Annotated in this window: 21 protein-coding genes, 1 pseudogene and 1 other annotated feature; of the genes and pseudogenes, 10 read left to right on the forward strand and 12 right to left on the reverse strand. The window is 61.7% G+C overall.

The annotated features are described in order from the left end of the window. Together HII33_RS12740 and HII33_RS12745 are read right to left on the reverse strand one after the other, a co-directional pair. Complete coding sequence (locus HII33_RS12740) at nt 1-1,122, reverse strand: trans-sulfuration enzyme family protein (protein ID WP_179396198.1); 1,122 nt, start codon at nt 1,120-1,122, stop codon at nt 1-3. Beyond that, nucleotides 1,119-1,904 (reverse strand): homoserine O-acetyltransferase/O-succinyltransferase family protein, encoded by a 786-nt coding sequence (locus tag HII33_RS12745; RefSeq protein ID WP_179396199.1) that lies wholly within the window; start codon nt 1,902-1,904, stop codon nt 1,119-1,121. Before HII33_RS12745 ends, HII33_RS12740 begins: the two co-directional genes overlap by 4 nt. Nucleotides 1,905-1,967: 63 nt before the next feature. Beyond that, nucleotides 1,968-2,208, reverse strand: a binding site (T-box leader). Nucleotides 2,209-2,352: 144 nt separating this feature from the next. Between HII33_RS12745 and HII33_RS12750 the strand changes: the two genes are divergently transcribed. After that, nucleotides 2,353-3,213 carry an aldo/keto reductase gene (locus tag HII33_RS12750; RefSeq protein ID WP_179396200.1) on the forward strand — a complete coding sequence of 287 codons (861 nt, stop codon included), beginning with the start codon at nt 2,353-2,355 and terminating at the stop codon, nt 3,211-3,213. A 141-nt stretch (nt 3,214-3,354) separates the two neighbouring features. Here the strand turns inward: HII33_RS12750 and HII33_RS12755 are convergent, their stop codons facing one another. Beyond that, nucleotides 3,355-3,549, reverse strand: a complete 195-nt coding sequence (locus HII33_RS12755; RefSeq protein WP_179396201.1) for a hypothetical protein — start codon at nt 3,547-3,549, stop codon at nt 3,355-3,357. 152 nt (nt 3,550-3,701) lie between these two features. Next, nucleotides 3,702-4,538, reverse strand: a complete 837-nt coding sequence (locus HII33_RS12760; protein ID WP_179396202.1) for a MurR/RpiR family transcriptional regulator — start codon at nt 4,536-4,538, stop codon at nt 3,702-3,704. Between the two features lie 128 nt (nt 4,539-4,666). Here HII33_RS12760 and gnd point away from each other — a divergent pair, with 128 nt between their 5' ends. The 5 genes from gnd to HII33_RS12785 all read left to right on the forward strand — a co-directional run bounded on the left by gnd (nt 4,667) and on the right by HII33_RS12785 (nt 8,536). Beyond that, nucleotides 4,667-5,566: a phosphogluconate dehydrogenase (NAD(+)-dependent, decarboxylating) gene (gene gnd, locus HII33_RS12765; protein ID WP_179396203.1), complete on the forward strand. Its 900-nt coding sequence runs from the start codon at nt 4,667-4,669 to the stop codon at nt 5,564-5,566. Between the two features lie 145 nt (nt 5,567-5,711). Continuing rightward, nucleotides 5,712-6,056, forward strand: a complete 345-nt coding sequence (locus HII33_RS12770; protein ID WP_179396204.1) for a hypothetical protein — start codon at nt 5,712-5,714, stop codon at nt 6,054-6,056. 121 nt (nt 6,057-6,177) lie between these two features. Further along, on the forward strand, nt 6,178-6,879 hold the full coding sequence (locus HII33_RS12775) for a metal ABC transporter ATP-binding protein (protein WP_179396205.1): 702 nt from the start codon (nt 6,178-6,180) through the stop codon (nt 6,877-6,879). Continuing rightward, nucleotides 6,879-7,670: a metal ABC transporter permease gene (locus HII33_RS12780; RefSeq protein WP_179396206.1), complete on the forward strand. Its 792-nt coding sequence runs from the start codon at nt 6,879-6,881 to the stop codon at nt 7,668-7,670. The genes HII33_RS12775 and HII33_RS12780 overlap by 1 nt, the downstream gene beginning before the upstream one ends. Before the next feature lie 233 nt (nt 7,671-7,903). Continuing rightward, nucleotides 7,904-8,536: a helix-turn-helix domain-containing protein gene (locus HII33_RS12785; protein ID WP_179396207.1), complete on the forward strand. Its 633-nt coding sequence runs from the start codon at nt 7,904-7,906 to the stop codon at nt 8,534-8,536. A 104-nt stretch (nt 8,537-8,640) separates the two neighbouring features. Here HII33_RS12785 and HII33_RS12790 read toward each other — a convergent pair whose 3' ends face one another. The 4 genes and pseudogenes from HII33_RS12790 to HII33_RS13975 all read right to left on the reverse strand — a co-directional run. Next, nucleotides 8,641-9,498, reverse strand: coding sequence for an NAD(P)-dependent oxidoreductase (locus HII33_RS12790; RefSeq protein ID WP_179396208.1), 858 nt, complete (start codon nt 9,496-9,498; stop codon nt 8,641-8,643). Between the two features lie 50 nt (nt 9,499-9,548). Beyond that, nucleotides 9,549-11,354, reverse strand: coding sequence for an oligoendopeptidase F (gene pepF, locus HII33_RS12795; protein WP_179396209.1), 1,806 nt, complete (start codon nt 11,352-11,354; stop codon nt 9,549-9,551). A gap of 112 nt (nt 11,355-11,466) precedes the next feature. Further along, nucleotides 11,467-12,843 (reverse strand): branched-chain amino acid transport system II carrier protein, encoded by a 1,377-nt coding sequence (brnQ, locus tag HII33_RS12800; RefSeq protein WP_179396210.1) that lies wholly within the window; start codon nt 12,841-12,843, stop codon nt 11,467-11,469. A 455-nt stretch (nt 12,844-13,298) separates the two neighbouring features. Then, nucleotides 13,299-13,610 (reverse strand): annotated as a pseudogene (locus tag HII33_RS13975) (hydrolase); the annotation flags it as partial. Between the two features lie 767 nt (nt 13,611-14,377). Here HII33_RS13975 and HII33_RS12810 point away from each other — a divergent pair. The 3 genes from HII33_RS12810 (at nt 14,378) to HII33_RS12820 (ending at nt 16,767) form a co-directional block, all read left to right on the forward strand. Further along, nucleotides 14,378-15,139: a DeoR family transcriptional regulator gene (locus HII33_RS12810; RefSeq protein ID WP_179396221.1), complete on the forward strand. Its 762-nt coding sequence runs from the start codon at nt 14,378-14,380 to the stop codon at nt 15,137-15,139. Between the two features lie 93 nt (nt 15,140-15,232). Then, the gene (locus HII33_RS12815; protein ID WP_179396211.1) at nt 15,233-16,012 is read left to right on the forward strand and encodes a glycosyltransferase family 2 protein; all 780 of its coding nucleotides are present in this window, start codon (nt 15,233-15,235) and stop codon (nt 16,010-16,012) included. A gap of 23 nt (nt 16,013-16,035) precedes the next feature. Then, nucleotides 16,036-16,767, forward strand: coding sequence for a DUF975 family protein (locus tag HII33_RS12820; protein ID WP_179396212.1), 732 nt, complete (start codon nt 16,036-16,038; stop codon nt 16,765-16,767). A 99-nt stretch (nt 16,768-16,866) separates the two neighbouring features. Here HII33_RS12820 and HII33_RS12825 read toward each other — a convergent pair whose 3' ends face one another. The 3 genes from HII33_RS12825 to HII33_RS12835 form a co-directional block, all read right to left on the reverse strand. Then, nucleotides 16,867-18,513 carry a MutS-related protein gene (locus HII33_RS12825; protein ID WP_179396213.1) on the reverse strand — a complete coding sequence of 549 codons (1,647 nt, stop codon included), beginning with the start codon at nt 18,511-18,513 and terminating at the stop codon, nt 16,867-16,869. Between the two features lie 141 nt (nt 18,514-18,654). Further along, complete coding sequence (gene lepB, locus HII33_RS12830) at nt 18,655-19,254, reverse strand: signal peptidase I (protein WP_179396214.1); 600 nt, start codon at nt 19,252-19,254, stop codon at nt 18,655-18,657. 60 nt (nt 19,255-19,314) lie between these two features. Then, complete coding sequence (locus tag HII33_RS12835; RefSeq protein ID WP_179396215.1) at nt 19,315-20,247, reverse strand: ADP-ribosylglycohydrolase family protein; 933 nt, start codon at nt 20,245-20,247, stop codon at nt 19,315-19,317. Nucleotides 20,248-20,439: 192 nt separating this feature from the next. Here HII33_RS12835 and HII33_RS12840 point away from each other — a divergent pair, with 192 nt between their 5' ends. Further along, the gene (locus HII33_RS12840; RefSeq protein WP_179396216.1) at nt 20,440-21,981 is read left to right on the forward strand and encodes an ABC-F family ATP-binding cassette domain-containing protein; all 1,542 of its coding nucleotides are present in this window, start codon (nt 20,440-20,442) and stop codon (nt 21,979-21,981) included. Nucleotides 21,982-22,216: 235 nt separating this feature from the next. On the opposite strand, the gene HII33_RS12845 is transcribed toward HII33_RS12840, so the two are convergent. Beyond that, on the reverse strand, nt 22,217-22,957 hold the full coding sequence (locus HII33_RS12845; RefSeq protein WP_179396217.1) for a class I SAM-dependent methyltransferase: 741 nt from the start codon (nt 22,955-22,957) through the stop codon (nt 22,217-22,219). Nucleotides 22,958-23,313: the final 356 nt, after the last annotated feature.

Below are 23,313 nucleotides of genomic sequence, written 5' to 3' on the forward strand. Positions count from 1 at the left end.
TTAGTCCTCCTTCGGCTGGGCGTTAGCGATCGCTTGGGTCAGATCCGCCAGCAGGTCGTCTTCATCTTCTAAGCCGACCGAGACGCGGATCAGCTGCGGGGTGATCCCCAGCGCGCGACGCTGGGCCTCTGGCATATCGTGGTGGGTCTGGACATCCGGCACGGTCACCATGGTCTCCACGCTCCCGAGGCTCTCGGCGAACGAACAGACCGCCAGGCCGCGCAGGAAGGTGTCGACTGAGTACCCCGGGGCGAGGTAAAAACTGATCATTCCGCCGACCCCGGCGTACAGGAGCTTGGCGACGCCGGGCAAATCCGCCAGGCGCTGGGCCAGGAACTGGGCGTTGGTGGTGTGCGCGGCCATGCGGACCTTGAGGGTCTTGAGCGACCGTAGCAGCAGCCACGCGGAGAAGGGGTCGAGCGTCTGCCCGGTGGTGGTCAGCTGAGCGCTGAGCGCTGCCGCCAGCGTGTCGGTGCGGGCCACGACCGCGCCAGCCAAGATGTCGTTGTGGCCGCCTAGGTACTTGGTCGCGGAGTGGACCACCAGATCTGCGCCCAGGGTCAGCGGACGCTGGTAGATCGGGGTGAGAAACGTGTTGTCCACCGCGATCAGGATGTCGGGCCGCACCGCGTGCACGGCATCGGCGACGGCTTCGAGGTCGATCACCTTCATTGTTGGGTTAGACGGGGACTCCAACCAGATCAGCTTAGTCTGCGGCCGCAGGCTCAGCAGCAGGTGGTCGATGTCGCGCCCGTCCCAGGTGTCGTAGTCGACGCGGTACTTGGCCTGGCGCTCATCGAAGTAGCGGAAGGACCCGCCGTAGAGGTCGTCACTGGCGATGAAGTGGTCGCCGGTCTGGGTGAAGGTGCTGAACACGAGGTCGATCGCAGCCATCCCGGAGCTGACGGCCCAGGCGGCAACACCGCCTTCGAGCAGTGTCAGCTGTTGTTCGAGCAGTGCGCGTGTCGGCGTCTCGAGGCGCGCGTAGTCGTAACCCGTGGACGCGCCCAGACCAGGGTGGCGAAATGCGGTGGAGAAATACAGGGGAGGCACGACCGCGCCTGTGTTGGCGTCGTCAGTGCCGTTGGTGCCTTGGATCAGTTGGGTCGCGAGTTTCGTCATGAGAGTGCCTCCGTGAGTGAATTCAGCCAGGTCGTGTAGACGCGTACCGCGTCTTGGGCCCAGTGGTTGTGTGGCTGTAGATCAGTGTCGAGATAGTGTGCCGGTGGGCGAGTCTGGGCGTCGCGGGTCAGGTCGCGATAAAACTCCGCCCGCAACGTTCCGGTCAGGTATTCGAGGTGGCCGGCGAGGTACAGGGAGTGCGTCGCGTCATCGGCCAGCGCGGTCACGCCGAGTCCCGGCCCGCTCGCCAGGATCCGACCACGGCGCACCGCCGCTGGGGGGATGCGGAAGTAACGCGACTGGGGCATTGTCAGCCCATCGGTGGTGTACACGCCGTTGATCTTCGTCGTCAGGCGCTCGCCGGTGAAGGTACCCTCCAGCGCCCCGGCCGCGTCTGCACCCCAGCAGATGAACACGCTGCCGGTCACATGCGTTCGGCGCCACGTCATCAACTCACGCAGCTCCGGCCAAAAATCCACCGCATCGAACGGCATCCGGTCCAGCGGCGCGCCGGTGATGATCAACCCGTCGAAGTGCTGTGCGCGGACTTGCGCGAAGGTGCGGTACGCCGCCAGGAGCGCGGCGGCGTCGTGGCGCAGCCGGTGCGTCGCCGGCAGGCAGAAGGTCAAGGCGACCGGGCGGCCGATCGCCTCGAACAGGCGCGTGAACTGGCGCTCTGTCACCGCGCGGTTGGGCATCAGATTCAAGATCAAAAGGTGCAAAGCGTTCGGCGCTGGCGTCAGGTGATTCTGCGTCAGGCCGGAGAGCACGGCAACAGGCATGGCGGGCTCCTTTCTCGGGATAGGTGATCCTGGACGCTAAAAAGCCCCGCAGTCATCACTGAACTGCGGGGCGCTTAAGCGCGGTACCACCCGGGTTTTTGGCGGTCGTCACCGGTCGCCACTTCTCGTACGGCGCAGGGCGCGATACGATGACGCGTTAACGGGCGTTCCCGGTTCGCACTGACCGCAGCTTGCACGAACAAGACTCGAAGACCATTTTCCCCGCGGCGTCACGACCGGTTCACACCAGCCACCGGTTCTCTGGGCGTTCGCCAGCGGGTACTTATCTTGTCACTGTCTGAATGATTACTCATATACTAGTGCGATTATGAGAATTAGTCAATGTTTCTTTCATAATTTGCCCATGTTCGGGCGGGCCAAGGCAGTCACGCCCCGCTTTTTCTGCTATACTAATTAATGGTAAGCTAATTAAAAAGGAGTGTTTTCAGTGGCACATTTGACCAAATTGACAGACACCTACACGTTGAGCAACGGCGTCGAGATCCCGATCGTCGGGTTCGGCACCTGGCAGACTCCGGACGGCGACGTCGCCAAGACGAGCGTCGAGGCCGCGCTGGCAGCGGGCTACCGGCATATCGATACCGCCGCGGCGTATGGCAACGAGGCGAGCGTCGGCGCCGGGATCAAGGCCTCGGGCGTGGCGCGCGAAGACCTTTTTTTGACCACGAAGCTGTGGAACGCCGACCACGGCTACGACGCCGCGAAGCAGGCGCTCGACCTTTCGCTGCGCAAGCTCGGGGTCGACTATGTCGATCTCTACCTGATCCACTGGCCGAACCCAGCCAAGTTCCGCGATCACTGGGAACAGGTCAACGCCGACACCTGGCGAGCGCTGGAAGAGGCCTATAAGGCCGGCAAGGCCCGCGCGATCGGCGTCTCCAACTTCCGACCGCATCACCTTGATGCGCTGTTGCGGACCGCGACCATCACGCCGATGGTCAACCAGATCTTCCTCAATCCGTCCGACCTGCAGCCTGAGGTCGTCGCCTACAACCAGGCACACGGCATCCTGAGCGAAGCTTATAGCCCACTGGGCACCGGGAAGATCTTCGACGTTCCGGCGCTTCAGAAAATGGCGGCGCGCTACGACAAGACAGTGGCGCAGCTGGTCCTGCGCTGGTCACTGCAGCATGACTTCCTGCCGTTGCCGAAGTCCGTTCACGAAGACCGGATCCGCGAGAACGCGGCGCTGTTCGACTTCGAGCTGTCGCACCACGACATGGCGCAGATCGACGCCTTGCACGGGGTGGCCGGCTTGGCCACCGACCCAGACGCGACGAACTGGTAACGCTAAACGAAAACCGCGCTGAACGGTTGGCATGGCACTGCAAGTGAGTAGTGCCGTGACAGCCGTCCAGCGCGGTTTTTTGGTGACGAGACACAAGGGCCGACTGGCGCGCAGGCGTCACGATCGACGCCTGCGCAGCGCCTAGTCGGTGAGTGTCACGTACTCTTGGATCAGTGCCAGCTTGCGCGCGTCCGAATCGGCCCAGGCCAGGCGTTGACGAAAGGCGACCCCGAGGAACTTGTAGGGGCTGTCGTTCAGCGCGCGCTCAACGGTGTGAAGTAGTGCGTCAACGCTTTGTGTGCCGCGCCGAATCGTTAGATCAGTTTCGGCCATCATGATCACCCTCCCATAGTCAACTTGTCGCGTCGAGAGCGGCCGTCTGCCACATGGCCATGTGGTGGGCCCCAGAAGACAACCCCAGTATAGGCACTTGTGCGAACGCTTTCAACCGGTGCCGGTCGGCTACCCGGCTGGCGCTTACTCGGGCGTCATTGGCGGGTGGTCTGAATGGTGGCGCGGATCCGGGCGAGGACGTCGGCGGAGGCACTGTCGGTCGCGATCGCGGCGAGCACGAACAGCGTGTCCATTAGCGCAAGCTGCGCGAGCATTGCGTGCAAAGCTTCGGCGCGGTATTCGGTTTCCTCCGCCAAGGCGACAAGCAGTACAGTTGCCAGCTTCGCCAGCGGGGCGCGCGGGGCGCCAGTGATCACGATCAAGGGGACCCCGTTCTCGTGTAGGACGGTCGCCAGCGCGAGGGCGTCTTGATCCGTACCGGTGTGGGAGACGATGATCGCCGCGTCAGTCGCGGTCAGCCGGGTCGCCGCCATCAGCTGCATATGGTAGTCCGTCGTGAACGCGACGTTCAGCGGCGTGCGCAGGAACTTGTGGTAACCGTCTTCGGCGACGAGATTCGAGGCGCCGAGGCCAAACAGCCCGAGTGTTTGGGCTGCCGTGATCAGGTACACCGCGTGGTCCAAGGCGTCGGCGTCGAGCGCAGCGGCGGTCGCATTGAGTGCGTCGACGTTCAGACCGAAGAGTTTGTGCGCGACCGTCAGCGTGTCGTCGCTGCCGCCGATCTCCTCGAATAGCGGTGGGGCGACTGGCGTCTGGGCCAGTGCGACGCGCAGCGCCTGGAAGTTCGGGTAACCCACGGCCTTGGCGAAGCGCGACAAAGTCGCGGTAGAGACCTTAGTGGCGGTCGCGAGCGCTGAGATCGACATCGTGCTGGCGGCTGTGGCATTGGCCAGCAAATAATCCGCCAATTGCTGTTCTTTGGCGCTGAGTTGCTTGCGGTTGGCTTGGAGTTGTGCGGCGAATGCTGCCATGGGTGGGCCTTCTTTCGGAGTTTGACTTCAGTATACCACGCGTTGGAATAAAAACTATTTTCACCAACCGTGTTGAAATATGTAAATAATTTACATATACTGGAGGCAAAATCAATGGAGGCAGAGACATGCAAATTGGAATGATCGGGCTGGGCAAAATGGGGCTGAACCTCGTTAAGAATATGCGTGACCACGGGCTCACCGTGGCCGCCAACGACCTGAGCGCGGCGGCGCGGGCAGAAGCCGCGGCAGTGGGGGCTTGCGACTGTGCGGACCTGCCTGCCCTCAAGGCGGCGTTGGTCGCGCCACGGACCATCTGGGTGATGGTCCCGGCGGGGGGGCCGACCGACCAGACGCTGGCGGCCCTGGCCGACCTGCTCGACCCCGATGACATCGTGATCGATGGCGGCAACTCGTTTTACCAAGATTCACAGCGGCACGCGGCGCTGATGGCCGACCGGGGGATCCACTTCTTCGATGTCGGCACCTCCGGCGGGATGAGCGGCGCCCGCCGCGACGGAAATTTCATGATCGGCGGGGAGGCGACCGTCTTTGCCCGCATTGCCCCGCTATTCGACGCGATCGCGCAGCCGGACGGCTACCTCTACACCGGGGAGGCGGGGTCCGGCCACTACCTGAAGATGGTCCACAACGGCATCGAGTACGGGATGATGCAGGCGATGGGTGAGGGCTTCGAGGTGCTGGCCAAGGGACCGTTCGACTACGACAACGCGGCGGTCGCTAAGGTCTGGAATCACGGTAGCGTGATCCGTGGCTGGCTGATGGCATTGGCCCAGGACGCCTTCAGCGCTGATCCGCAGTTGGCGACGCTCAAAGGCGTGATGCACAGTAGTGGCGAAGGGGCCTGGACGGTCGAAGAAGCGCTACGCTTGCACGTCCCGACGCCGGTGATCAGCGGCGCCTTGATGATGCGCTACCGCTCTGAAGTCGACGACACGATGACCGGTAAAGTCGTCGCGGCCTTACGCAACCAGTTCGGCGGCCACGCCGTCGACCCACAAGACTAGCCGGTCACTTGACAGACATGGCGTCAGGCCCCGGTGGCCACGCTGGGCCTGACGAGAAGGGAGTCGCGTCCATCTTGCGGTTGTGGTATCGTAGGTAGGCGAATAACGCGCAGGCGTCAGGCCTGCATGATGGAGGATCGGACTTATGTATGAAGCAACGAAGCGCCGCCATGTCAGCGAACAGGTCGCGGCGATCTTTCCCCAAACCGTGACGGATCAGATTTTCAGTGTGATCAAGCTGATGAACGACGCCGATCAGCTCGTGACTGCGCCGGTCGCGCTGGCGTTTTCTGACGATTACACGGATGATGAGTTATACGCGCTACTGATCCAGGGCAACCTGGCTCCGGCGCAGGAGTTCCCGATCAGCTACGACGGGGACAAGAGCGCCTTTCTCGGGCACGGCTACATCCTGATCGTGAAGGACAACCCGAAGGCGATCTACATCGACTTCAGCAAGGCCAATGACTTGAGCGAATTGAACAAGTGATTCGGCAGGCAGCCCACGCGGCTGCCTTTTTTGCTTGGGGGAGAAGTTTCCGCAACCGTTGAACCCGTCGGCCAACTCGTGTACACTGTTATTCGTAATCATTACTGTTTTGGGGGCAACTATGGACACACCACTGCTAACCGTCGATCACTTGAGCTTCGGCTTCCACGATCGGCCACTCTACTCAGACCTCAGCTTCACCCTGGCGCGCGGTTCGATGACGAGCCTGATCGGTGCCAACGGGGTGGGCAAGACGACCTTGATCCGCCTGATCATGGGTCAGCTGGCCCCGCAGACCGGGACGATCACGCAAGCCGCGGACATGCGCCTTGGCTACGTCCCGCAGTTTCGCAATATCGACCCCGAATACCCGCTGTCGCTGCGCAGCTTCATTCAGCTCAACCAGCGGCGGCACTGGCACCCATGGCATACCACTGGCGAGCAGCGCGAGCTGGACGCCGTGATCGCCGAGTGTGGGTTGACCGCGCGTCAGCACCAGCTGCTGGGCAAGGCCAGCGGCGGTGAGAAGCAAAAAGCCTACCTCGCCCAGGCGCTGTTGACGCGCCCGAACTTCCTGATCCTCGATGAGGCGACCGCAAGCCTCGACATCAACACCAAGACCGAGCTGATGACCTTGGTCCGTGAGCTGAACCGGCAGCGCGACTTGACGGTGCTGTTCGTCACCCACGACCTGGAGCTGGCGCGCGCCTACACGGACCAGTACCTGCTGCTGACCCCGGCGGGCCATGAACTGCGCGCGACGACGGAGATGGACGCGGCCCACATGCCCGCCGAGCTGCGGCCGACCGAGGAGGTGCGCTGATGTTTGCTTATGAGTTTATGCAAAATGCCTTCTTGGCGAGCACCTTCATCGCGCTGACCACCGGCATCGTTGGCGTGTTCGTCACCGCACGGGGGATGTCGTTTCTCGCCCACACACTGTCTGAAATCGGTTTCGCTGGTGCGGCGTTCGCGGTGTTCGTCGGCATCCGCCCGCTCGATGGGATGCTCCTGACGACGATCTTGAGTAGCGTCACGGTCGGCAAGCTTTCGGTGCGGGCCAGCCGGCGCGAGGCCTCGATCAGCGCCGTGTCCAGTTTGTTCACCGGGCTCGGGATCTTGTTCTTGGCGCTGTCGGCCAAGAGCTCTAGCTACGCGACCACGATCCTGTTCGGCAGCATCATTGGGATCTCGCGCGCCGACGTCTGGCAACTGATCGGACTGGCGGCCTCGGTGCTCGTGACCATGAGTCTGGCTTACCGCGCCTTGGCCTTCGACTCCTTCGATGCCGTTGGTGCGCAGGCACAAGGTCTGCGGCGGAACCTGATCGGGATCTATTTTCTCCTGATCCTCGCAGTCTCGGTCTCGATCGGGGCGCAGATCGTCGGGAGCCTGCTGGTGTTCATCCTGCTGACCCTACCGCCTTCCGTCGCCAAGTACCTCGGCCGGACCCTACCGCAGATGCTTGCGATCTCGGTCGGCACCGCGCTGATCGGCGTCTGGGCGGGTCTGGTGCTGGGCTATTACACGAACTGGCCGGTGACGTTCTTCATCGCGGCGATCGAGTGCGCTTTTTACTTCGGGGCGTTACTGATCCACCGGCGGCGTGATTGAGCACTGGGCGCGTGTGACCCCTGGTTGGTCAGCGCGCATGTGCGCGATGATTGCCCGGGCAATCACTCAGATCGCGGTCAACGCGGTCTTTTTTCTACCACTAGTCAAGAGAAAGTTGCTATATTGGGCTTTCTCTTTATGTGCCGAGTCGCTCAGCCCCAAGGGGCCAAGATACTCGTCTAGGCGGCGTGCACGATTCGCGGTATGCTCGACGTAGAAGAGGAGGGGCGTCCATGACGATGATTGGGGAACGAATTCAGCGTGCTCGGCGGGCCGCACCGATGACGCAGCGCGAATTGGCGGTGCTGATGCATGTCTCTCGCCAGACGATCTCGAGCTGGGAGACCGGCCACAGCTACCCAGACATCTCGAGCCTTGTGATGTTGAGTGAACACCTTCATCTGACCACCGACGCGTTGTTGAAGGAAGATACAGGCCTATTGATGCGCTTGCGTGAGCGCGATCAGACGTTGCGACGAGTCCGGCGGATGGGGTGGGTGGCAATGGGTATCGATATGCTGCTAATGGTCGGCTTTGCAGGGAGTACTTGGCGTTGGTCGGGGTTTGCGCTCGGGGGACGATGGGAAGGCCTCTTGATGGTCGTTCTTGGCCTTAACATCGTCATCATGGCGATGACCAGTCTGTGGGACTGGCGATTGCACCCGGAGCGGCCACAGTCGGTCACGCCTAGAGCGGCAGGGATTGTGGTCGCTAGCCTGGTTGGCGCGATCAGTCTCGGGTTGCTCTTGCGCTGGGGGTGTCAATGGGGCTGGTGGAGTATCCCGGCCGGGGCGTTCGGGTGTGCGCTAGTACTGGGCCGACAGGCGGTCAGGGCGAAAGTGACTGCCGGCAAGTTGACCAAGTGAGCGGTTGGCGATCGGTCAACACCGGGCGTTTGACCCGTCACTCGGCTGAGAGCGGCGGGCACAATAAAGGACCGTGACAAACGTCACGGTCCTTTATTGTGCGGTCATTCGTAGTTGAGGATCAGCCCTTGCGTGCCGAGCGCGCCGCGCCCGGCGTCGACCATCGCCTGGTAAAGGGCCTCAGCTTGAGCAGTCGCCGGCAGGGTCAGGCCCATTGCGGTCGCCTCATCCAGTGCGATGCGCAGGTCCTTGAGGAAGTGCTTGGCGAAAAATCCCGGTGTGTAGTCGCCGGCCAAGATGCGTGGGCCGTAGTTGGTCATGCTCCAGTTGGCCCCAGCCCCGCTGCCGACGGTGGTCAGGACGGCTGATGGGTCCAGGCCGGCCGCCTTGGCGTACACCAGCATCTCCGTCAGACCGGTCATGGTGCCGGCGATCATGATCTGGTTGGCGAGCTTGGCGTGCTGGCCCGCCCCCGGGCCGCCGAAGCGGTGCCATGACTGGGCGATCACGGTCAGTAACGGCGCGAGGCGTGCGATCGCTCCGGGCTCTCCGCCGAGCATGACCGTTAACGTTCCGGACCGGGCGCCAATGTCTCCGCCGGATACTGGCGCGTCCAGTGCGGTAATGCCGCGGCTCGCCGCGGTCCGGGCGATCGTCTGGGCGAGCCGCGGGGTACTGGTGGTCATATCGATCAGCAATTGACCGGCGCGGGCGCCGACGAACAAGCCGTCGGCATCGAAGTAGACGTGTTCGACGTCTTGCGGGAAGCCGACCATCGTGAAGACAAGGTCGCTGACCTCGGCCACGGCACGCGGGCTGGTCGCCCATGTCGCGCCGGCGGTCAAGGCCGCTTCGGCGTGGGCCTGGGTGCGGTTGAAGACCACGACGGGATAGCCGGCCTTGAGCAGGTTGCGGATGATGCCGGTGCCCATGACCCCGGTCCCGATGAAACCGATCTGCATTGCGCTCGCTCCTTTCAGCGTGCTTGTGCCCTAAGCGGTTGCCGGTACACTCAGCGTGTTTCGGCGATCAGGGCCTCCAGCTCATCGAGGCGCTGTTCGAAGACCGCGAAGGCGTCTTCAAGGTAATCTGGCTGGGTCATGTCGACGCCGGCGGCCTTCATCGTGTCGATCGGGTACTGCGAACTACCAGACTTCAGGTAGCCGAGGTACTTGTCGACGGCGCCTGGGACCCCAGCGCTGATGCGGCTGGCCAAGGTCGCCGCCGCGGCGAAGCCGGTCGAGTACTGGTAGACGTAGTAGTTCATGTAGAAATGCGGGATGCGGGCCCACTCTAGCGCGATCTCTGGGTCACGCGCGACGTCTGGCCCGTAGTAGCGCGCGTTCAGGTCGCCGTAGAACTGGGACATGGCCGCAGCGGTCAGCGGATTGCCTGCGGCGTCTTGCTCGTGGATCCAGTGTTCGAATTCGGCGAACTGGGTCTGGCGGAACACGGTGCCCTTGAAGCCATCGAGATAGTGGTTCAGGATGTAGGCGCGGACTTTCGGATCGCTTTGAGTCTTCAGAAAATAGTCTGTCAGCAGATTCTCGTTGGACGTCGATGCGATCTCGGCCACGAAGATCGGGTAATCGCCAGTTTGATACGGCTGATTGTGGCGGGTGTACCACGAGTGGACGCTGTGACCGGTCTCATGGACCAGGGTGAACAGCGCATCGAGGCCGTCTTGCCAGTTCAGCAGTTCGTACGGCGGGGTGTCGTAGGCGCCGCCAGAGTAGGCCCCTGAGCGCTTGCCTTGGTTCTCGACCACGTCGATGTACCGGTTGTCGAAGATCTCATCGACGTGGTCGAGGTAGTCTTCACCCAGCGGGGCGAGGGCTTTTTTGGCCTCGGCCTTGGCTTCGTCGAAGGTGTAGCTCAATGGAGGCTCGCCGGTCAACGGCGTGTACAGGTCGTACATATGCAGCTCCGGCAAGGCGAGCAGGCGCTTGCGCAACGCAACGTAGCGGTGCAGCAGCGGGAGGTGGGCGTTGACCTGGGCCAGCAGAGTGTCGAATACGGGCTCTGGGATGTCGTTGTGCGCCATCGCCGCGGCACGCGCAGACGGGTAGTGATGGGCGCTGGCCAGGAAGTTGTGGCGCTTGGTCTCACCCGCCAACGTCGAGGCGAAGGTGCCTTTGTAATTGCCATAGGCGGCGTAGAGGGCCTTGAAGGCCTGCTCGCGCACATCGCGGTTGGTCGAGCGCAGCAGCTGACCGTAGACACCGTTGGAAAGCTGGCGCTCGTTGCCCTTGGCGTCCTTAACGGTCCCGAACTTCAGGTCGGCGTTATTCAGCACGTTGAAGGTCGCACGCGATGAACCCAGCGCGTCGCCGGCAGCCGACAGCAACGACTCTTCGCTGGCGGACAACACATGCGCGCGGGTCTTCACGATCTTCGCTAAGTTGTGGGCGTAAGGGGTGAGTACGGCGGCATTGGCCTGCCAGTCGCTCAGTGTGTCTGCAGGGATCGCAAGGATCTCCGGCTCCAGGAAGGCGGTCTGCGCCGAGACTTTGGCCCCCAGCGCGCCGGCCTTCGCCTTGTAGCCCTGGTAGTGGGCATCGGCCGTGTCCTGGTCGCTCTTCATTGACGCGTACACATAGACGTTCTCGAAGGCACGGAAGGTCGCAAAGACGGCCTCGAGCCCAGCCGCCAAGGCGTCCGCGCTGGCGCCCAGCGTGCCTTGAAGGCCGGCGGTCGCTTGGGCTTGCGCTTCGACGGCGGCGTAGGCGGCCTCCCAGTCGGCATCGGTGGCAAAGATCTTGGTCAGGTCCCAAGTCAGGGCTTCAGGGACCGCTTGGCGTTTAGGTAATTGTTGCAAGTCGCTCATCTCCATTTTCTCATCGTTGCTTCATAGTTTAACACAGTGGTCGGGTGGGGACCAAAAAGGTCGGGGCCCACCGCATGGCGGGCCCCGACCTCGGTGTGGGGCGTTAGTCGGCGTCGAGGGCCGTGTCGGCCGCCGGCTGGTGTGTGAATTTCGCGATCAAGGTGCCCAGGATCAAGCCGGCGAGCATGAATGGCAGGAACTCCATGCTGAGGTCGAACAGGGGGATGTACTTGAGCCCGAAGCGGTTGATCGCCGCGAACGGTGCGAGTTGGCCGATGAAGCTCGGCAGCGCGTGGATCGCGTCGAGGACCGCCGGGATCAGGGTGAAGCCGATGGTGAACTGGTAGATCAGGCGGTTCTTGCCGATAAGCGGGTGCAGCATGCCGAGGATGATCAGGGCGATCGCCAGCGGGTACAGCAGCATCAGGATCGGCGTGGACAGGGCGACGATGTTATCGAGGCCGAAGTTCGCGATCAAGAACGACCCGATCGATGTGCCCAGCAAGAAGCGCTTGAAGCCGATCTTTGGAAAGCGGGTGCCGAGGTCCTGCGAGAATGAGGTGACCAGCCCGATCGAGGTGGTCAGGCAGGCGATGATCGCCATTGCCGCGAGGATGCCGGTCCCGATCATGCCGGTGTAGTGCGTCATGATGGCGGAAAAAGCGGTGCCGCCGTTGGCCGTGACTTTGGTGAAATTCAGGGAGATCACGCCCAGCGCGATCAACAAGGCGTAGATGATCGCCTCCAAGCCCATGGAGAGCGCGCCAACCTTGGCGACATCCTTAGAGCGTTCCTTTGCGTTGCCGATTCCGAAGGCCTTCAGCGCTGCGACGATGGTGACCCCGAAGCCTAGCCCGGCCAGCGCGTCCATCGTGTTGTACCCCTGCAGGAAGCCGTTCGTCAGGTTGCTGGTCGCAGCGGTCGCGTGGGTCTGCGTCAGCAGCGTGCTGCCGCCACCGTTGATCAGGAAGGCGGCGATGAAGACTACCGCGAGTAGGATCAGGAGCAACGGGTTGAGTAACTTGCCGACGTAGCTTGGCATCTTGTTCGGATTGCGGGACATGAAGTAAGTGATCAAGAAGAACAGTGCGGAGTAGATCAGCAAGGCGATCTGCTCAGACCCTTTGGGAATGAACGGCAGGATGCCGATCTCGAAGCTGGTCGCCGCCGTCCGTGGCGAGGCGATCAAGAGCCCGAGCGTCGCGTGGGTCGCCACGAGGAAGAACACGGCGAAGGCATGGCCGACCGGGCGCGCGAGGTTATACATGCTGTCGCTTTCGGTCATGCTGATCGCGAGGATCGCCAGCAGGGGCAGGATGATCGCGGTGATGATGAAGCCGATCGTGGCAGGGATCCAGTTGCCCCCGGCGATCTGGCCGAGGTGGATCGGGAAGATCAGGTTGCCGGCGCCGAAGAACAGGCCGAACAGCATCGAGCCGAGCATGATGATCTGTTTTTTAGATAATGTCGTGTGTGTCATGGTGTTGACCTCCAGATTGTGTAGGATGCAAGAGACGAAAAAAACGCCCTTAGCAAATTCGTCATTTGCTAAGGGCGCTGATCGCGCGTTACCACCTTAATTCGTCTATCCGTCACCGAACAGACCTCGGAAAGTACGGCCGGGTCCGGATCCCGGCGATACTTCATTGCTGTAATGGGCGCAATCCCATTCGCGGCTCCCGTGGTCGCCGCGACAACTCGTAGCCTACCTTCGCACCGCCGCCATCACCGCTTCACACTCCCCGCGGCTCACTGACATGACTGATGGTGTTACTCTGCTACTCTTCGTCTCTTTAAGTGTTGAGATGACTTTAAATTAAAATCCGGTGCAAGTCAACCCTTTTTTAATTAGTTGATTCACATTTTAGGCTAGGACCACGTGAGCCCTTGCCCAGCTGCATCAAAAAAACCACCGCGAAGGCGGTGGTCCGGTGATCACAGGATCGTGACGGTCGCGCTCAGGACACCGGCAGCCGGGATCTGGCTGTTCGGCATCGCGACGTCGATCTGGTGCGGGTTACCTGCGGCAAAGCCGCCGGTATCGTTGACGGTCCGGATCAGGGTCTGACCGTTGGACATCTGGATGCGCACGCGGGTCCCGCGCGGCAGGACGCTCAGGTTCGCGGCGATGCCACCGTAGCCCATGCTGGAGCCGAGGACGGCCGGATCGTAGAAGGTGACCTTGAAGGTCCCCATATTACGGCCGGAAGTGGCGCTGTAGCTGGTCTGAGTAGTCGTGGCCTGGCTCGCAGTCGCTTTTTGGGCGGCGAGCGTCTTTGCGGCAGCAGCTTTCGCCGCTGCGGCCTTTTCAGCTGCGACTTTAGCGGCCGCCGCTTTGGCCGCGGCTTTCGCCTTGGCCGCTGCTTCAGCGGCCAGCCGACGTTCTTCGGCTTCGGCGATCAGGTTGCGGCCCGGGGTGATCTCGGACTTCTGTGGGCCGGCTTGGAATTTGGCGCTGGCCACGACCATCTTTGCGGTGGCCTTAGCGGCAGGCGTTGTGTCAGTTTCATCGATTTGGTATTGCGCCGCGGTCGGTTGTTCGATCGCTTCGACGGGCTGCGTGCTGGCGTAGATGGCGAACAGCGTCCCGAGAAGTGCGATGACCGTTAAGGCGATCATGTTCGGTTTGGTGATTTTGATAAAAGTCACTCCTAATAAGCTTTTGTTCAGGTTCCCCCTGTAAGACTGATTGCAGTATATCTAGACCGTGTGTCATCACAGTGCCAGTGGCTTTACAAAAATTCGTTTTTTTGACACATTGTTACACCATCGTAATAAAACTCGGGGGAAATTTTTTTGTAACCGAAATCATCGCGCTTTTGGGCTGAAGTGGGACGTGCTCCCCACGTTTTTGGAGTTTGTTCCGGTCCAATCCCATAATTCGCCTGTTTTGGCCCCGAAAAGTGGGAACATGTCCCACTGACTTTTTGACCGGGCGAACGTTCCAGCCGTCGGTCACGATCATTTTCGGGTATAATAGGCATAACATTTTGAAAAAATTTGAGGTGATCAAGGTGACGATGTATCGGGAGAAGCGCTTCGAGGAGATCAAGCGCCTGTTGACGGAGCGCAAAGAGCTGAGCATCGAGGATATCATGCAGGCGGTCGGCGTCTCGCGCGATACCGCCCGGCGCGACATCGTGGCGCTAGCCGACAGTGGCGCGGGTCGGCGCACCCGCGGGGGGATCGTGTCGCTGACGTTTGGCCACACGGTCCCGAGCTACTCGGAACGGCTCAAGCTGTTTTCGGCGGAAAAAACGGCGATGGCGTCGCGTGCGCTGTCACTGATCAAGCCCGGCGGTGTCTATTTCGTCGACGACTCGACAACGCTTTTGAAGTTGTCGCAGAGCATCGATGGCGACGTCACGATCTACACGCACTCGCTGGACAACGCGATCGCGCTGTCGGTTAAGAGTGACGTGACCCTGCGTGTCGTCGGTGGGAAGCTGAACCACCATGGACGCTTCTTCTTTGCCCCGCACAGCCTGTACGAATTGAGCCACATCGCCTTTGACGCTGCCTTCATCGGGGCGACGGCGATCGCGCAAGACGGGGTCTTCTTCCCGTACGCCGATGACGCGTCGGTCAAGGCAACGCTGGCGCAAGCGGCGCGGCAGGTGGTGGTCGTGTCGGAGACGCAGAAGTTTCAGATCCAAGCCCCTTACCTGGGGTTTGCGCTGGATGCGATCGATACGCTGATCACTGAGCGGCCGCTGACGGCTGCGGAACGCGCGTGGTTTGCCCCACGAACCGAGCTGCTGGCAGCGAATGCTTAATCGTCAGTTAAATTTGCCGGGTGTCGCCCGCAGCAGGGGCATTGTCTGGTACAGTAATCTGGATACCTTACACAACGAAATGGTGGTGGGCTTTTGACCCCTTTAGTCTCGGTCATCGTACCGATCTATAACCTTGCGCCGTACCTGGCGCGCAGCCTCGATAGCTTGATCAAGCAGGACTATGCCGCACTTGAGATCATCCTGATCGACGACGCGTCGACAGACGACTCCGCGGCGGCGATCCGGGCGTTGGCCGATCAAGACGCCCGTGTCGTGCCGGTGTTTCTGCCGGCCAACGGGGGGGTCTCTGCGGCGCGCAACGCCGGGTTGGACGTTGCCTCCGGTCAGTACGTCGCCTTCATGGATGGGGACGACTGGCTGGAACCCCACACGATCGCGACGTTCGTTGCGGCGCTGGAGCGTGGGCCGTATGACCTCGTGACCAGTTCTTTCTATATTGATGCACCGCAACCGCGCCCGCTGCCGGCGCGGCTGCGGCGCGACCGTGCGCTGACGCGCAAACAGCTGTTGCGCGGGATGCTGGCGCCGATCGGCCAGATCCGCGGCTACCTATGGAACAAGCTGTACCGCCGCAGCGTGATCGAGGCGCAGCACCTGCGCTTCGACGAGGGCGTGGCGATCATGGAAGACGAGCTGTTCACAACAGAATACGCGCTGGCGACCAACCGGTTTTATTTCCGCGGCGAACCCGGCTACCACCACGTCGTGCGCTCCGATTCGGCGACCCAGTCGCTGGGCATCCTGGGGGCGTTGCCCCAACAGCTCTCAGCGCTGTGGCGGATCCAGCAGCTGATCCGCGCGACCGACCGCCGTCAGGCCCTAGCTGACGAGCCGGCCAAGGTGGAGCGCTGACACACAGACAAAGGGAGGACAACATGGCACAACAGATGACGCGTCGCGAACTGAAGCGACGAGCGAAGGCACAATTACGCGCAGGCGGGAACTACCGCGACCTGGTCGTGGCGAACCTCGTCCCGTGGTTGATCGGCGTGGTGTTCGCCGTGATCGGGGCCTGGATCATGTTCGAGACGATCACCAGCTTTGGGGTCGAGAACATCGCGGCGAATCCGAACAACTTCATCGATTATTACTCGGGTAAGGACCAGGCCGCCGATCGTCAGCTGATGGAGGCACTGATCGGACTCTGGTTCACCCAGGGGATCGCCTTCACCGCGCTGGACATTGCCCGCGATCAGGTCACCGGTTTCAACCCCGTCAAGGCGATCTTCCGCACCTTCACCAGCCGCTACTTCTTCGGCATGTTAGCCATCTGGTTGCTGGTCAACCTGCTGGTCGGCCTGGGCCTCTTCGCCCTGGTCGTGCCGGGGATCCTGCTGGCCTACGGGTTGGGGATGACCTACTACACCTACTACGACGGGCGCCAAGACGGGGCGCCGTACAGTGTCTTCACGGCCATGGGGGACTCCTGGCGCATCATGCGCGGGCACAAGTTCGACTACTTCGTCTTGAACCTGTCGATGCTGGGTTGGACGATCCTCGAATACGCGACCTTCCACCTGTTCGACCTGCTGATCGATCCGTACCTGCAGGTCGTGCGGGCAGGCTTCTATGACAACGTGCGGACGCTGTATTACCAAGACAACTAGAAAGATCGCCTTGCTGCCGACGCAACAAGGCGATTTTTTTTGATTTAGCGCGATGTTCACTGCGTGGTCCATGCCATGATCTGGGCCCACCCAGTAGGCTCACACCTGCGGCCACACCGTGGTGCGCTCGAAGTCTGCGGCTAGCTTGTGGGCCTGGGCGATGATCGCCTTTGGGTAGTCCAGCGTGGCGAGCAAAGCGATCGCGTTGTGCGAGGTGGCCGGACCTTGGTGCAACTGGTAGTCGAAGGTGACACCGTGCGCGTCGACGGTCTCTTGGAAGTGCCAGTTCGTCGCCGCTGGACCGAGGATGCGGGTCAGCTCGCCGTCGTGGGTCGCGACCATTGCCAGCGCATTGGTCTGAGTCAGCCAGTGGACCACGCTGGCGCTGGCGGCGATCCGCTCGACGGTGTTGGTCCCCTTGAGGATCTCATCGATGAAGCCATAGACCCGCGTGCCTCCGGCGGCAAGGTGCAACACGCGCCGGATCGCCTTGATCTCGGCGATGAAGTAGCTGTCACCGGCGTCGAGGTCGTCTTGGATCGCCATGGCCGTGACGACGTGGCCTGGCGCCAGGGTGAATGAGTCGGCCGTGGCGGTATTGAGCGTCTGGGCAAGCAGGCAGTTAATCGCCACGCTTTTGACATAGGTCGACTTGCCGGAGGCGTTGCTCCCGGTGATCAGCGCCGATCGCGTCCAGTCCAGCGGGTTGGCGACAGGCGCCTTGAGCAGGGGGTGGACCAGGCCGCGGGCCTGCACGCCGCCGGTCGCGAACTGCGGCTGACAGGTGACCGGCGCGGCGGTGCGGAAGTTGGCTACGGCGATCGCGACCTCCAGCGCGCCGAGCTGCGACCACAGCGCTAAGGCGGCCTGGCGGTGTTCCCCAAGCGCCCGCAGCACGGCGTTGTAGGCGATGAACGGGAGCATGAAGAGGATCCCCAGGTAGTCGGCGATGATCTCTGTTTCGGCGCCAGTCTTGGTGCGGAAGACGAAGGCGTGGCGCGTGATCCCGGCTAGCGGGGCGACGGCCTCGCGCAGAGCCGACTGGCTCGGCGTCGCGATGCGACTCAGTCGTTTCGCCGTCGCGATGGTCTGCACGAGGTAGCGCATCGCGTTGAGCTCAACATCCAGCCGCTCGCGGTGTTGCTGGTAGTAGACGAGGTTGAACATCAGGCTCCCGAGCAGGATCAGTAGTCCAACGAGCGGGACCAACGGGATCACAAGCAGACCGACTAGGGGCAGCAGGCCGAGCACGCGGTACTGCCACGCGTGGGGGAGCTGCTGGTGCGTTGCGTCGAGCAGGTAGCGTTGCGACTGGTTGTGGTCGCTTTTGCCCAAGTGGGCGAAGGCCGTACGGACCTGCATGCGGGCCTCGGCGTTGGTGGTCAAGAACGTCACGAGGGCCTCTGATACGTTGGGGTGGCCGAAGTCGAAGTCGTGCAGCTGGGCGTACAGCGCCTCGGCCCCGACGCTTGACTCGGTCTGGTTCAGGCGCTTGAACACCGCCTGCAGGTCTAAGTCGTGCCAGGTCAGCGCATCGACGGTGCTGTCGGTCGTGTGCAGCTGGTGTGAGGCCTCGTAAGCCTCTGCCAGGCTTGCTTCGCTGTCGGCGCGCCGCGCTTCGGGAAAGCGGCCCCAGCTCGCCAGCAGGCGCTTGCGCAGTCGGGTCCGTTGCTGGATCGCGGTGAAGCCCACGATGCCAGCCGCCGCGGCGACCAGGGCGAGAAGCCAAAGCCAATTAGCGTCCATGATGATGCCTCCATAAATTAGATGGGTACGGGTCACAGTTTACCCCTCCCAGCGGCGTGAGGCGAGGTGAAACCGGGCAGATGAACGCTGTGAGGTGAAGTGGGATCCAAAAAAGGGGCCGCCACCGCGGCCCCTCAGGGATCAATAAAGTTTCATCTTATTGAGCGGCCAGTAACGCCAGACGACGACGGACTGGACCTTGCTTTGCTTGATGAAGCCGAACGCGCGGCCGTCGTGCGAGACCAACCGGTTGTCCCCCATCACGAAGTAACTGTTGGCAGGGACCGTCGCGCTTTTGGTGGCGGCCAGCGTGGCGATGTTGAAGTCCTGCGTGAAGTGGACGGAATCGGCGGCGACCCCTTGGGTCTTCGCCCAGGCCGCGATCTCTTGCTTCATGAACTTGGTGTTCAGGTACGGCTGGGTCTGTTGCTTGCCGTTGACGTACAGCTTCTCGTCTTGCACGCGGACTGTATCGCCAGGCATGCCGATGACGCGTTTGATGTAGAGTTCACCCGGCGCGTCCGGGGCTTCGATTACGACGATGGCGTTGCGCTTGACCTTCTTATGGCGTAGGGAGTACAAGCGGTCGCCGTCTTGCAGCGTCGGCTGCATGGAGGTGCCTTGCACGATGTCTTTACTGATGACGAACTTGATCAGCAGTTGCGTCCCGAGCACCACCACAGCGATCAAAACGATCAGCTCGATCAGCCAGCGCAGGAAGCCGCCTTTTTCTTCTTTCATGAGCACACCTCACAACACAGTTTTTTTAAGCATACCACACTGACCCACTCAAAAACGAGGTCAGTCGTACCGCGGAAAATTTCCCGACTGTTCCGCAGTGCGCACGCGCGCGGCAATCTCGCCGTATTTGGTCAGCAGCAGGCACCACTTATGTGGGAGCCGGGCGTAGCCGTAGTGGAGCCCGGCCAGCCCCCCGGTCAGTGCGGCCGTCGTGGTGGTCTGGCCGCCGAAATTGACCGCCTTCAGGACTGCCGGTTCGTAATCGTCGGTGCGCAACAGGCTGTACAGCGCCACGCCTAGCACGTTGCGTGGGGTCGGTACTGCCGCGGCCATGGTTGCGGCCGTCGGCTCATCGAGAAGCGTCAAGGTGCGAAAGTCGAGCGCGGCCGGTGTCTCGCCGTAGTGGGCCAGGGTCGCAGCGACCCCTTGGCGGATCGCGGGCTCAAGGGGCACGTCGGCCAGCAATGCCAGGGTGATCTGGACATAGATCGCCGCTGCGATGCGGTTGGCTGGTCCTGGATTCGTCAAGTCGATGAAGGCGTTCAGCTGGGCCAAGGCATCCGGCGCTGCGAACAGGTCGGGGCCGGCGTGTTGGTAGAGGTAGTACCCCATCGGCAGGCTGCGGATCAGGCCCCCTGGATCGGCGTCCGGAGCCGTTGGTGTCCGTCCGGCCAGTGCGGCCGTGATGCTCGGCCATGTGGTCAGCGGGCCGTTCACGGGGGCGAAGGCCGCGCGGCTCGCCCACTGATGGTAGGCGGCCATCAAGCCGTCGCCCGAAAAGCCCGCGATCAGCGCTGCCAGGCTGGCTTGAGTCAGGCCGGTCGCGTCTGAGTAGACGCCCGCTGGCAGCTGGTAGCGGCCGTAGCCCTGCATGCTGGTGACGGGATGCGCGGTCAGCTCCGCGGCGGTTGCGCCCAGGACCGGCAACCCCAGGGCGTCACCGATCGCAGCACCGATGATCCCGTGGGTCAACCGTGAATCTGTGATCGCCATGTGCTCACATCCTTTCTTGTGTTACCGCCATTATTTCCTTTGGTCGCCCAAAAGGCAAAGAATGTGCTTGGCCCGCGCGGCCCAAGGGCGCCAGCGCGAGCGACGGTGGACAGTGACTTGATAAGCGCCCTGTGGATGTGGTAGGGTGGGCTGAATGATTTTCAGAAAATCCAACGAAAGAAGGCCGCGCAGATGAGCGTGTTGACCGTGACGGGATTGTCCCAGCGCTTCTTGGACAAGCAGTTGTATCAGGATGCCAGTTTTCAAGTGAATCAGGCCGATCACCTCGGGGTCGTCGGTCAAAACGGCGTGGGCAAAAGCACGTTGATCAAGATCCTGACTGGGGCGCTGGAGCCGGATGACGGCAAGATCGTGTGGCAGCGACACCTACACGTCGGCTACCTCGACCAATACGTGAACCTGCAACCAGGGCAGACGGTCGGCGAATTTTTGCACACCGCCTTTGCATCGCTGTACGCCAAGGAAGCGAAGATGAATCAGATCTATGCCGACTACGCGACGACGCTGGATGATGAACTGTTGACCAAGGCAGGGACCCTGCAACAGGAGCTGGAGGCCAATGACTTCTACGACGTCGACACGCGCATCGCAACGGTCGCGACCGGGCTGGGGCTGGACGCCATCGGGCTCGATCACCCGGTCGATGCGCTGTCCGGTGGCCAGCGGTCGAAGATCATCCTCGCGAAGTTGCTGCTGGAGACGCCAGATATGCTGCTGCTGGATGAACCGACCAACTACCTGGACGTCAGCCACATCGCTTGGCTGACCGAATGGTTGCAGGCGTTCGAGGGGGCGTTCATCGTGATCTCGCATGATTACGACTTTCTCCAGGATGTGACCAACGCGATCCTGGATATCGAATTTGGGCAGATCACGAAGTACACGGGGAGCCTCAAGCAGGCGATGCGGCAAAAAGCGGCCGACCACGAGACTTATATGAAGGCGTACACGAAGCAACAGGCGCAGATCCAAAAGACGGAGGCCTTCATCCGCAAGTTCAAGGCGGGGTCGCGCTCAACCGCGGCGCGCAGTCGAGAGAAGCAGCTCGCCCATGTCGAGCGCCTGACCCCACCAGGTAACCGCGCGAAGGCACACCTCGCGTTCCCCTATCAACCGGTGCAACGCCAGATCCTGGTCGACGTCAACGACTTGGTCGTCGGCTACGAGCAGCCGCTGCTCGCCCCGATCAACTTTTCGATCGCCCGCGATGAAGTGATCGCGCTGGAAGGGTTCAACGGGATCGGGAAGTCGACGCTATTGAAGACCATCTTGGGCCAGCTACCCGCCTTGGCGGGGGATGTCGCGATCGCCGACAACGTCGTGTTCGGGTACTTCGAACAGGAGCTGGACTGGGCGATCCCGAAGCAGACGCCGTTGCAGTTCTTGATGGGTAAGTATCCGGCGTTGAGTCAGCGCCCGCTGCGGCAAGTGCTCGCGCGCACGGCGCTGACGCGCGAGGAGATGGATAAGCCGCTGCAGCTACTATCTGGGGGTGAGCAGAGCAAGGTGAAGCTGGCGGATCTGATGCTCCAGTCGACGAACCTCCTGATCATGGATGAACCGACCAACCACTTGGACGATGACACGAAACACGCGCTACAGACCGCGCTGCGGGAGTTCCCCGGTGCAGTGGTCCTCGTCTCGCATGAGACGGGCTTCTACGACGATCAGTGGGTCGACACGCGGATCAACATCGAGAACCTGCGGGCGTAAGGCCAGCGCGTCAGGTGGACTTGACGCCGCGACCAGCTAGCGGCGACGCCAGCAGACTGAGACATCAAGCAGGTTTAGCCCAGCGACATGATCGCGCCCTGTAAAACCCGAACGTCGGGGTTACAGGGCGCGACTTGTTTCCAGCGCAGCCTTTGGTTTTGGCGCGGTCTGGTCTGGACTCGTTGGGCATCCACCGTGCGGCGCTCGTCCACGGCCGGTTGACTTGGTCGAAGCGTCAGTTGAACGCTGATGCCGGCCAACACGCAAGGGTGAACGTGTAGGTCATCGTCACGGGGAGCAGTGCGTTGGGATCGGGCCGACCGCTGACCGCTTGGGCTAAGGCTTGTGCCTCGTGGAGGGCAAACGGCCGATCGAAGGCGGGTAACAGGTCTGTCACCGTGGCAGCGTCTGTCAGCTGATAGGTCAACGTTTGGCGCAGCGCTGTGGGCGGCAGTGCGTCGAGTAGTGCTGCACCGCGCACTGGGTCGGCCTGATAAGCAATCGGGGTCGGAACTTGCAACACCTGTGCGAGATGGGTGAGAAGGCTATCCGTCTGGACCGTCTGAACATTCAGAGCGACAGCGCGGCGCGCCAGGCGGCTGACGGCCGGTAAGTCTGCCGGGGTCAGGCTCGGGAGCTGGCTGATGAAGATGAGGTCCGCGCGCGGGGATGCGGGCAACGCGCGCCAATCGGCCGTCGTGTAGGTCGCATCCGTGACGCGGTGAGCGGTCAGCCAGGCCTTCGCCTCAGCCAGCATTGCCGGGGCCCAGTCGATCAGTTCGACGCGCCGGGCGTGTGCGGTAAGGGGCAAGGCGTAGCGCCCACTGCCCGCCGCAACGTCAGCGACGGACAGTGTCGCCAGGGGTAACCAGGTGACGAGTTGCGCGACCACGTCACGCTCGACCGGCAGCCGTGATTCTTGCTGGATCTCGGCGTAGGCGGCGGCAAAGTCGTTCCAGCTATTGGCATCATCCATATTTACGACTCCAATCATTAGTTTTTTCACGAAAAGTAGTTGACGCTAGGAACGCTACTTGGTATGATATCAAAGTTGTCTTTTGGATAACACCGGCGCCGCCAAATGTGATCACAAAAAAGTGATTGACAAGAAGCGCCGCGCTTGGTAAGATATAAAAGTTGTCGCGAACGAAACATAACGTTCGGCCGATGAGTGATCAAAAACTTATCGTTGACAACGACATGTCAACCTGATATACTTTAAAAGTTGTCGTTTGACACGGTAGTCCTTTGAAAACTGAACAAAGTTTCGTTATGTGATAGGGCTTTTCGATCTTGAATCGAAGAGAATTAAACATTGCGAAGTCAATTCGC

The sequence above is a fragment of the Lacticaseibacillus absianus genome, assembly GCF_013407595.1.
Taxonomy (GTDB): Bacteria; Bacillota; Bacilli; order Lactobacillales; family Lactobacillaceae; genus Lacticaseibacillus; species Lacticaseibacillus absianus.

Excerpts from the sequence above, each read along its gene's own strand:
- HII33_RS12740 (WP_179396198.1), bottom strand. The coding sequence starts at position 1,122 with ATGACGAAACTCGCGACCCAACTGATCCAAGGCACCAACGGCACTGAC.
- HII33_RS12745 (WP_179396199.1), bottom strand. The coding sequence starts at position 1,904 with ATGCCTGTTGCCGTGCTCTCCGGCCTGACGCAGAATCACCTGACGCCA.
- HII33_RS12755 (WP_179396201.1), bottom strand. The coding sequence starts at position 3,549 with ATGATGGCCGAAACTGATCTAACGATTCGGCGCGGCACACAAAGCGTT.
- HII33_RS12760 (WP_179396202.1), bottom strand. The coding sequence starts at position 4,538 with ATGGCAGCATTCGCCGCACAACTCCAAGCCAACCGCAAGCAACTCAGC.
- gnd (WP_179396203.1), top strand. The coding sequence starts at position 4,667 with ATGCAAATTGGAATGATCGGGCTGGGCAAAATGGGGCTGAACCTCGTT.
- HII33_RS12770 (WP_179396204.1), top strand. The coding sequence starts at position 5,712 with ATGTATGAAGCAACGAAGCGCCGCCATGTCAGCGAACAGGTCGCGGCG.
- HII33_RS12775 (WP_179396205.1), top strand. The coding sequence starts at position 6,178 with ATGGACACACCACTGCTAACCGTCGATCACTTGAGCTTCGGCTTCCAC.
- HII33_RS12780 (WP_179396206.1), top strand. The coding sequence starts at position 6,879 with ATGTTTGCTTATGAGTTTATGCAAAATGCCTTCTTGGCGAGCACCTTC.
- HII33_RS12785 (WP_179396207.1), top strand. The coding sequence starts at position 7,904 with ATGACGATGATTGGGGAACGAATTCAGCGTGCTCGGCGGGCCGCACCG.
- HII33_RS12790 (WP_179396208.1), bottom strand. The coding sequence starts at position 9,498 with ATGCAGATCGGTTTCATCGGGACCGGGGTCATGGGCACCGGCATCATC.
- brnQ (WP_179396210.1), bottom strand. The coding sequence starts at position 12,843 with ATGACACACACGACATTATCTAAAAAACAGATCATCATGCTCGGCTCG.
- HII33_RS12820 (WP_179396212.1), top strand. The coding sequence starts at position 16,036 with ATGGCACAACAGATGACGCGTCGCGAACTGAAGCGACGAGCGAAGGCA.
- HII33_RS12825 (WP_179396213.1), bottom strand. The coding sequence starts at position 18,513 with ATGGACGCTAATTGGCTTTGGCTTCTCGCCCTGGTCGCCGCGGCGGCT.
- lepB (WP_179396214.1), bottom strand. The coding sequence starts at position 19,254 with ATGAAAGAAGAAAAAGGCGGCTTCCTGCGCTGGCTGATCGAGCTGATC.
- HII33_RS12835 (WP_179396215.1), bottom strand. The coding sequence starts at position 20,247 with ATGGCGATCACAGATTCACGGTTGACCCACGGGATCATCGGTGCTGCG.
- HII33_RS12840 (WP_179396216.1), top strand. The coding sequence starts at position 20,440 with ATGAGCGTGTTGACCGTGACGGGATTGTCCCAGCGCTTCTTGGACAAG.
- HII33_RS12845 (WP_179396217.1), bottom strand. The coding sequence starts at position 22,957 with ATGGATGATGCCAATAGCTGGAACGACTTTGCCGCCGCCTACGCCGAG.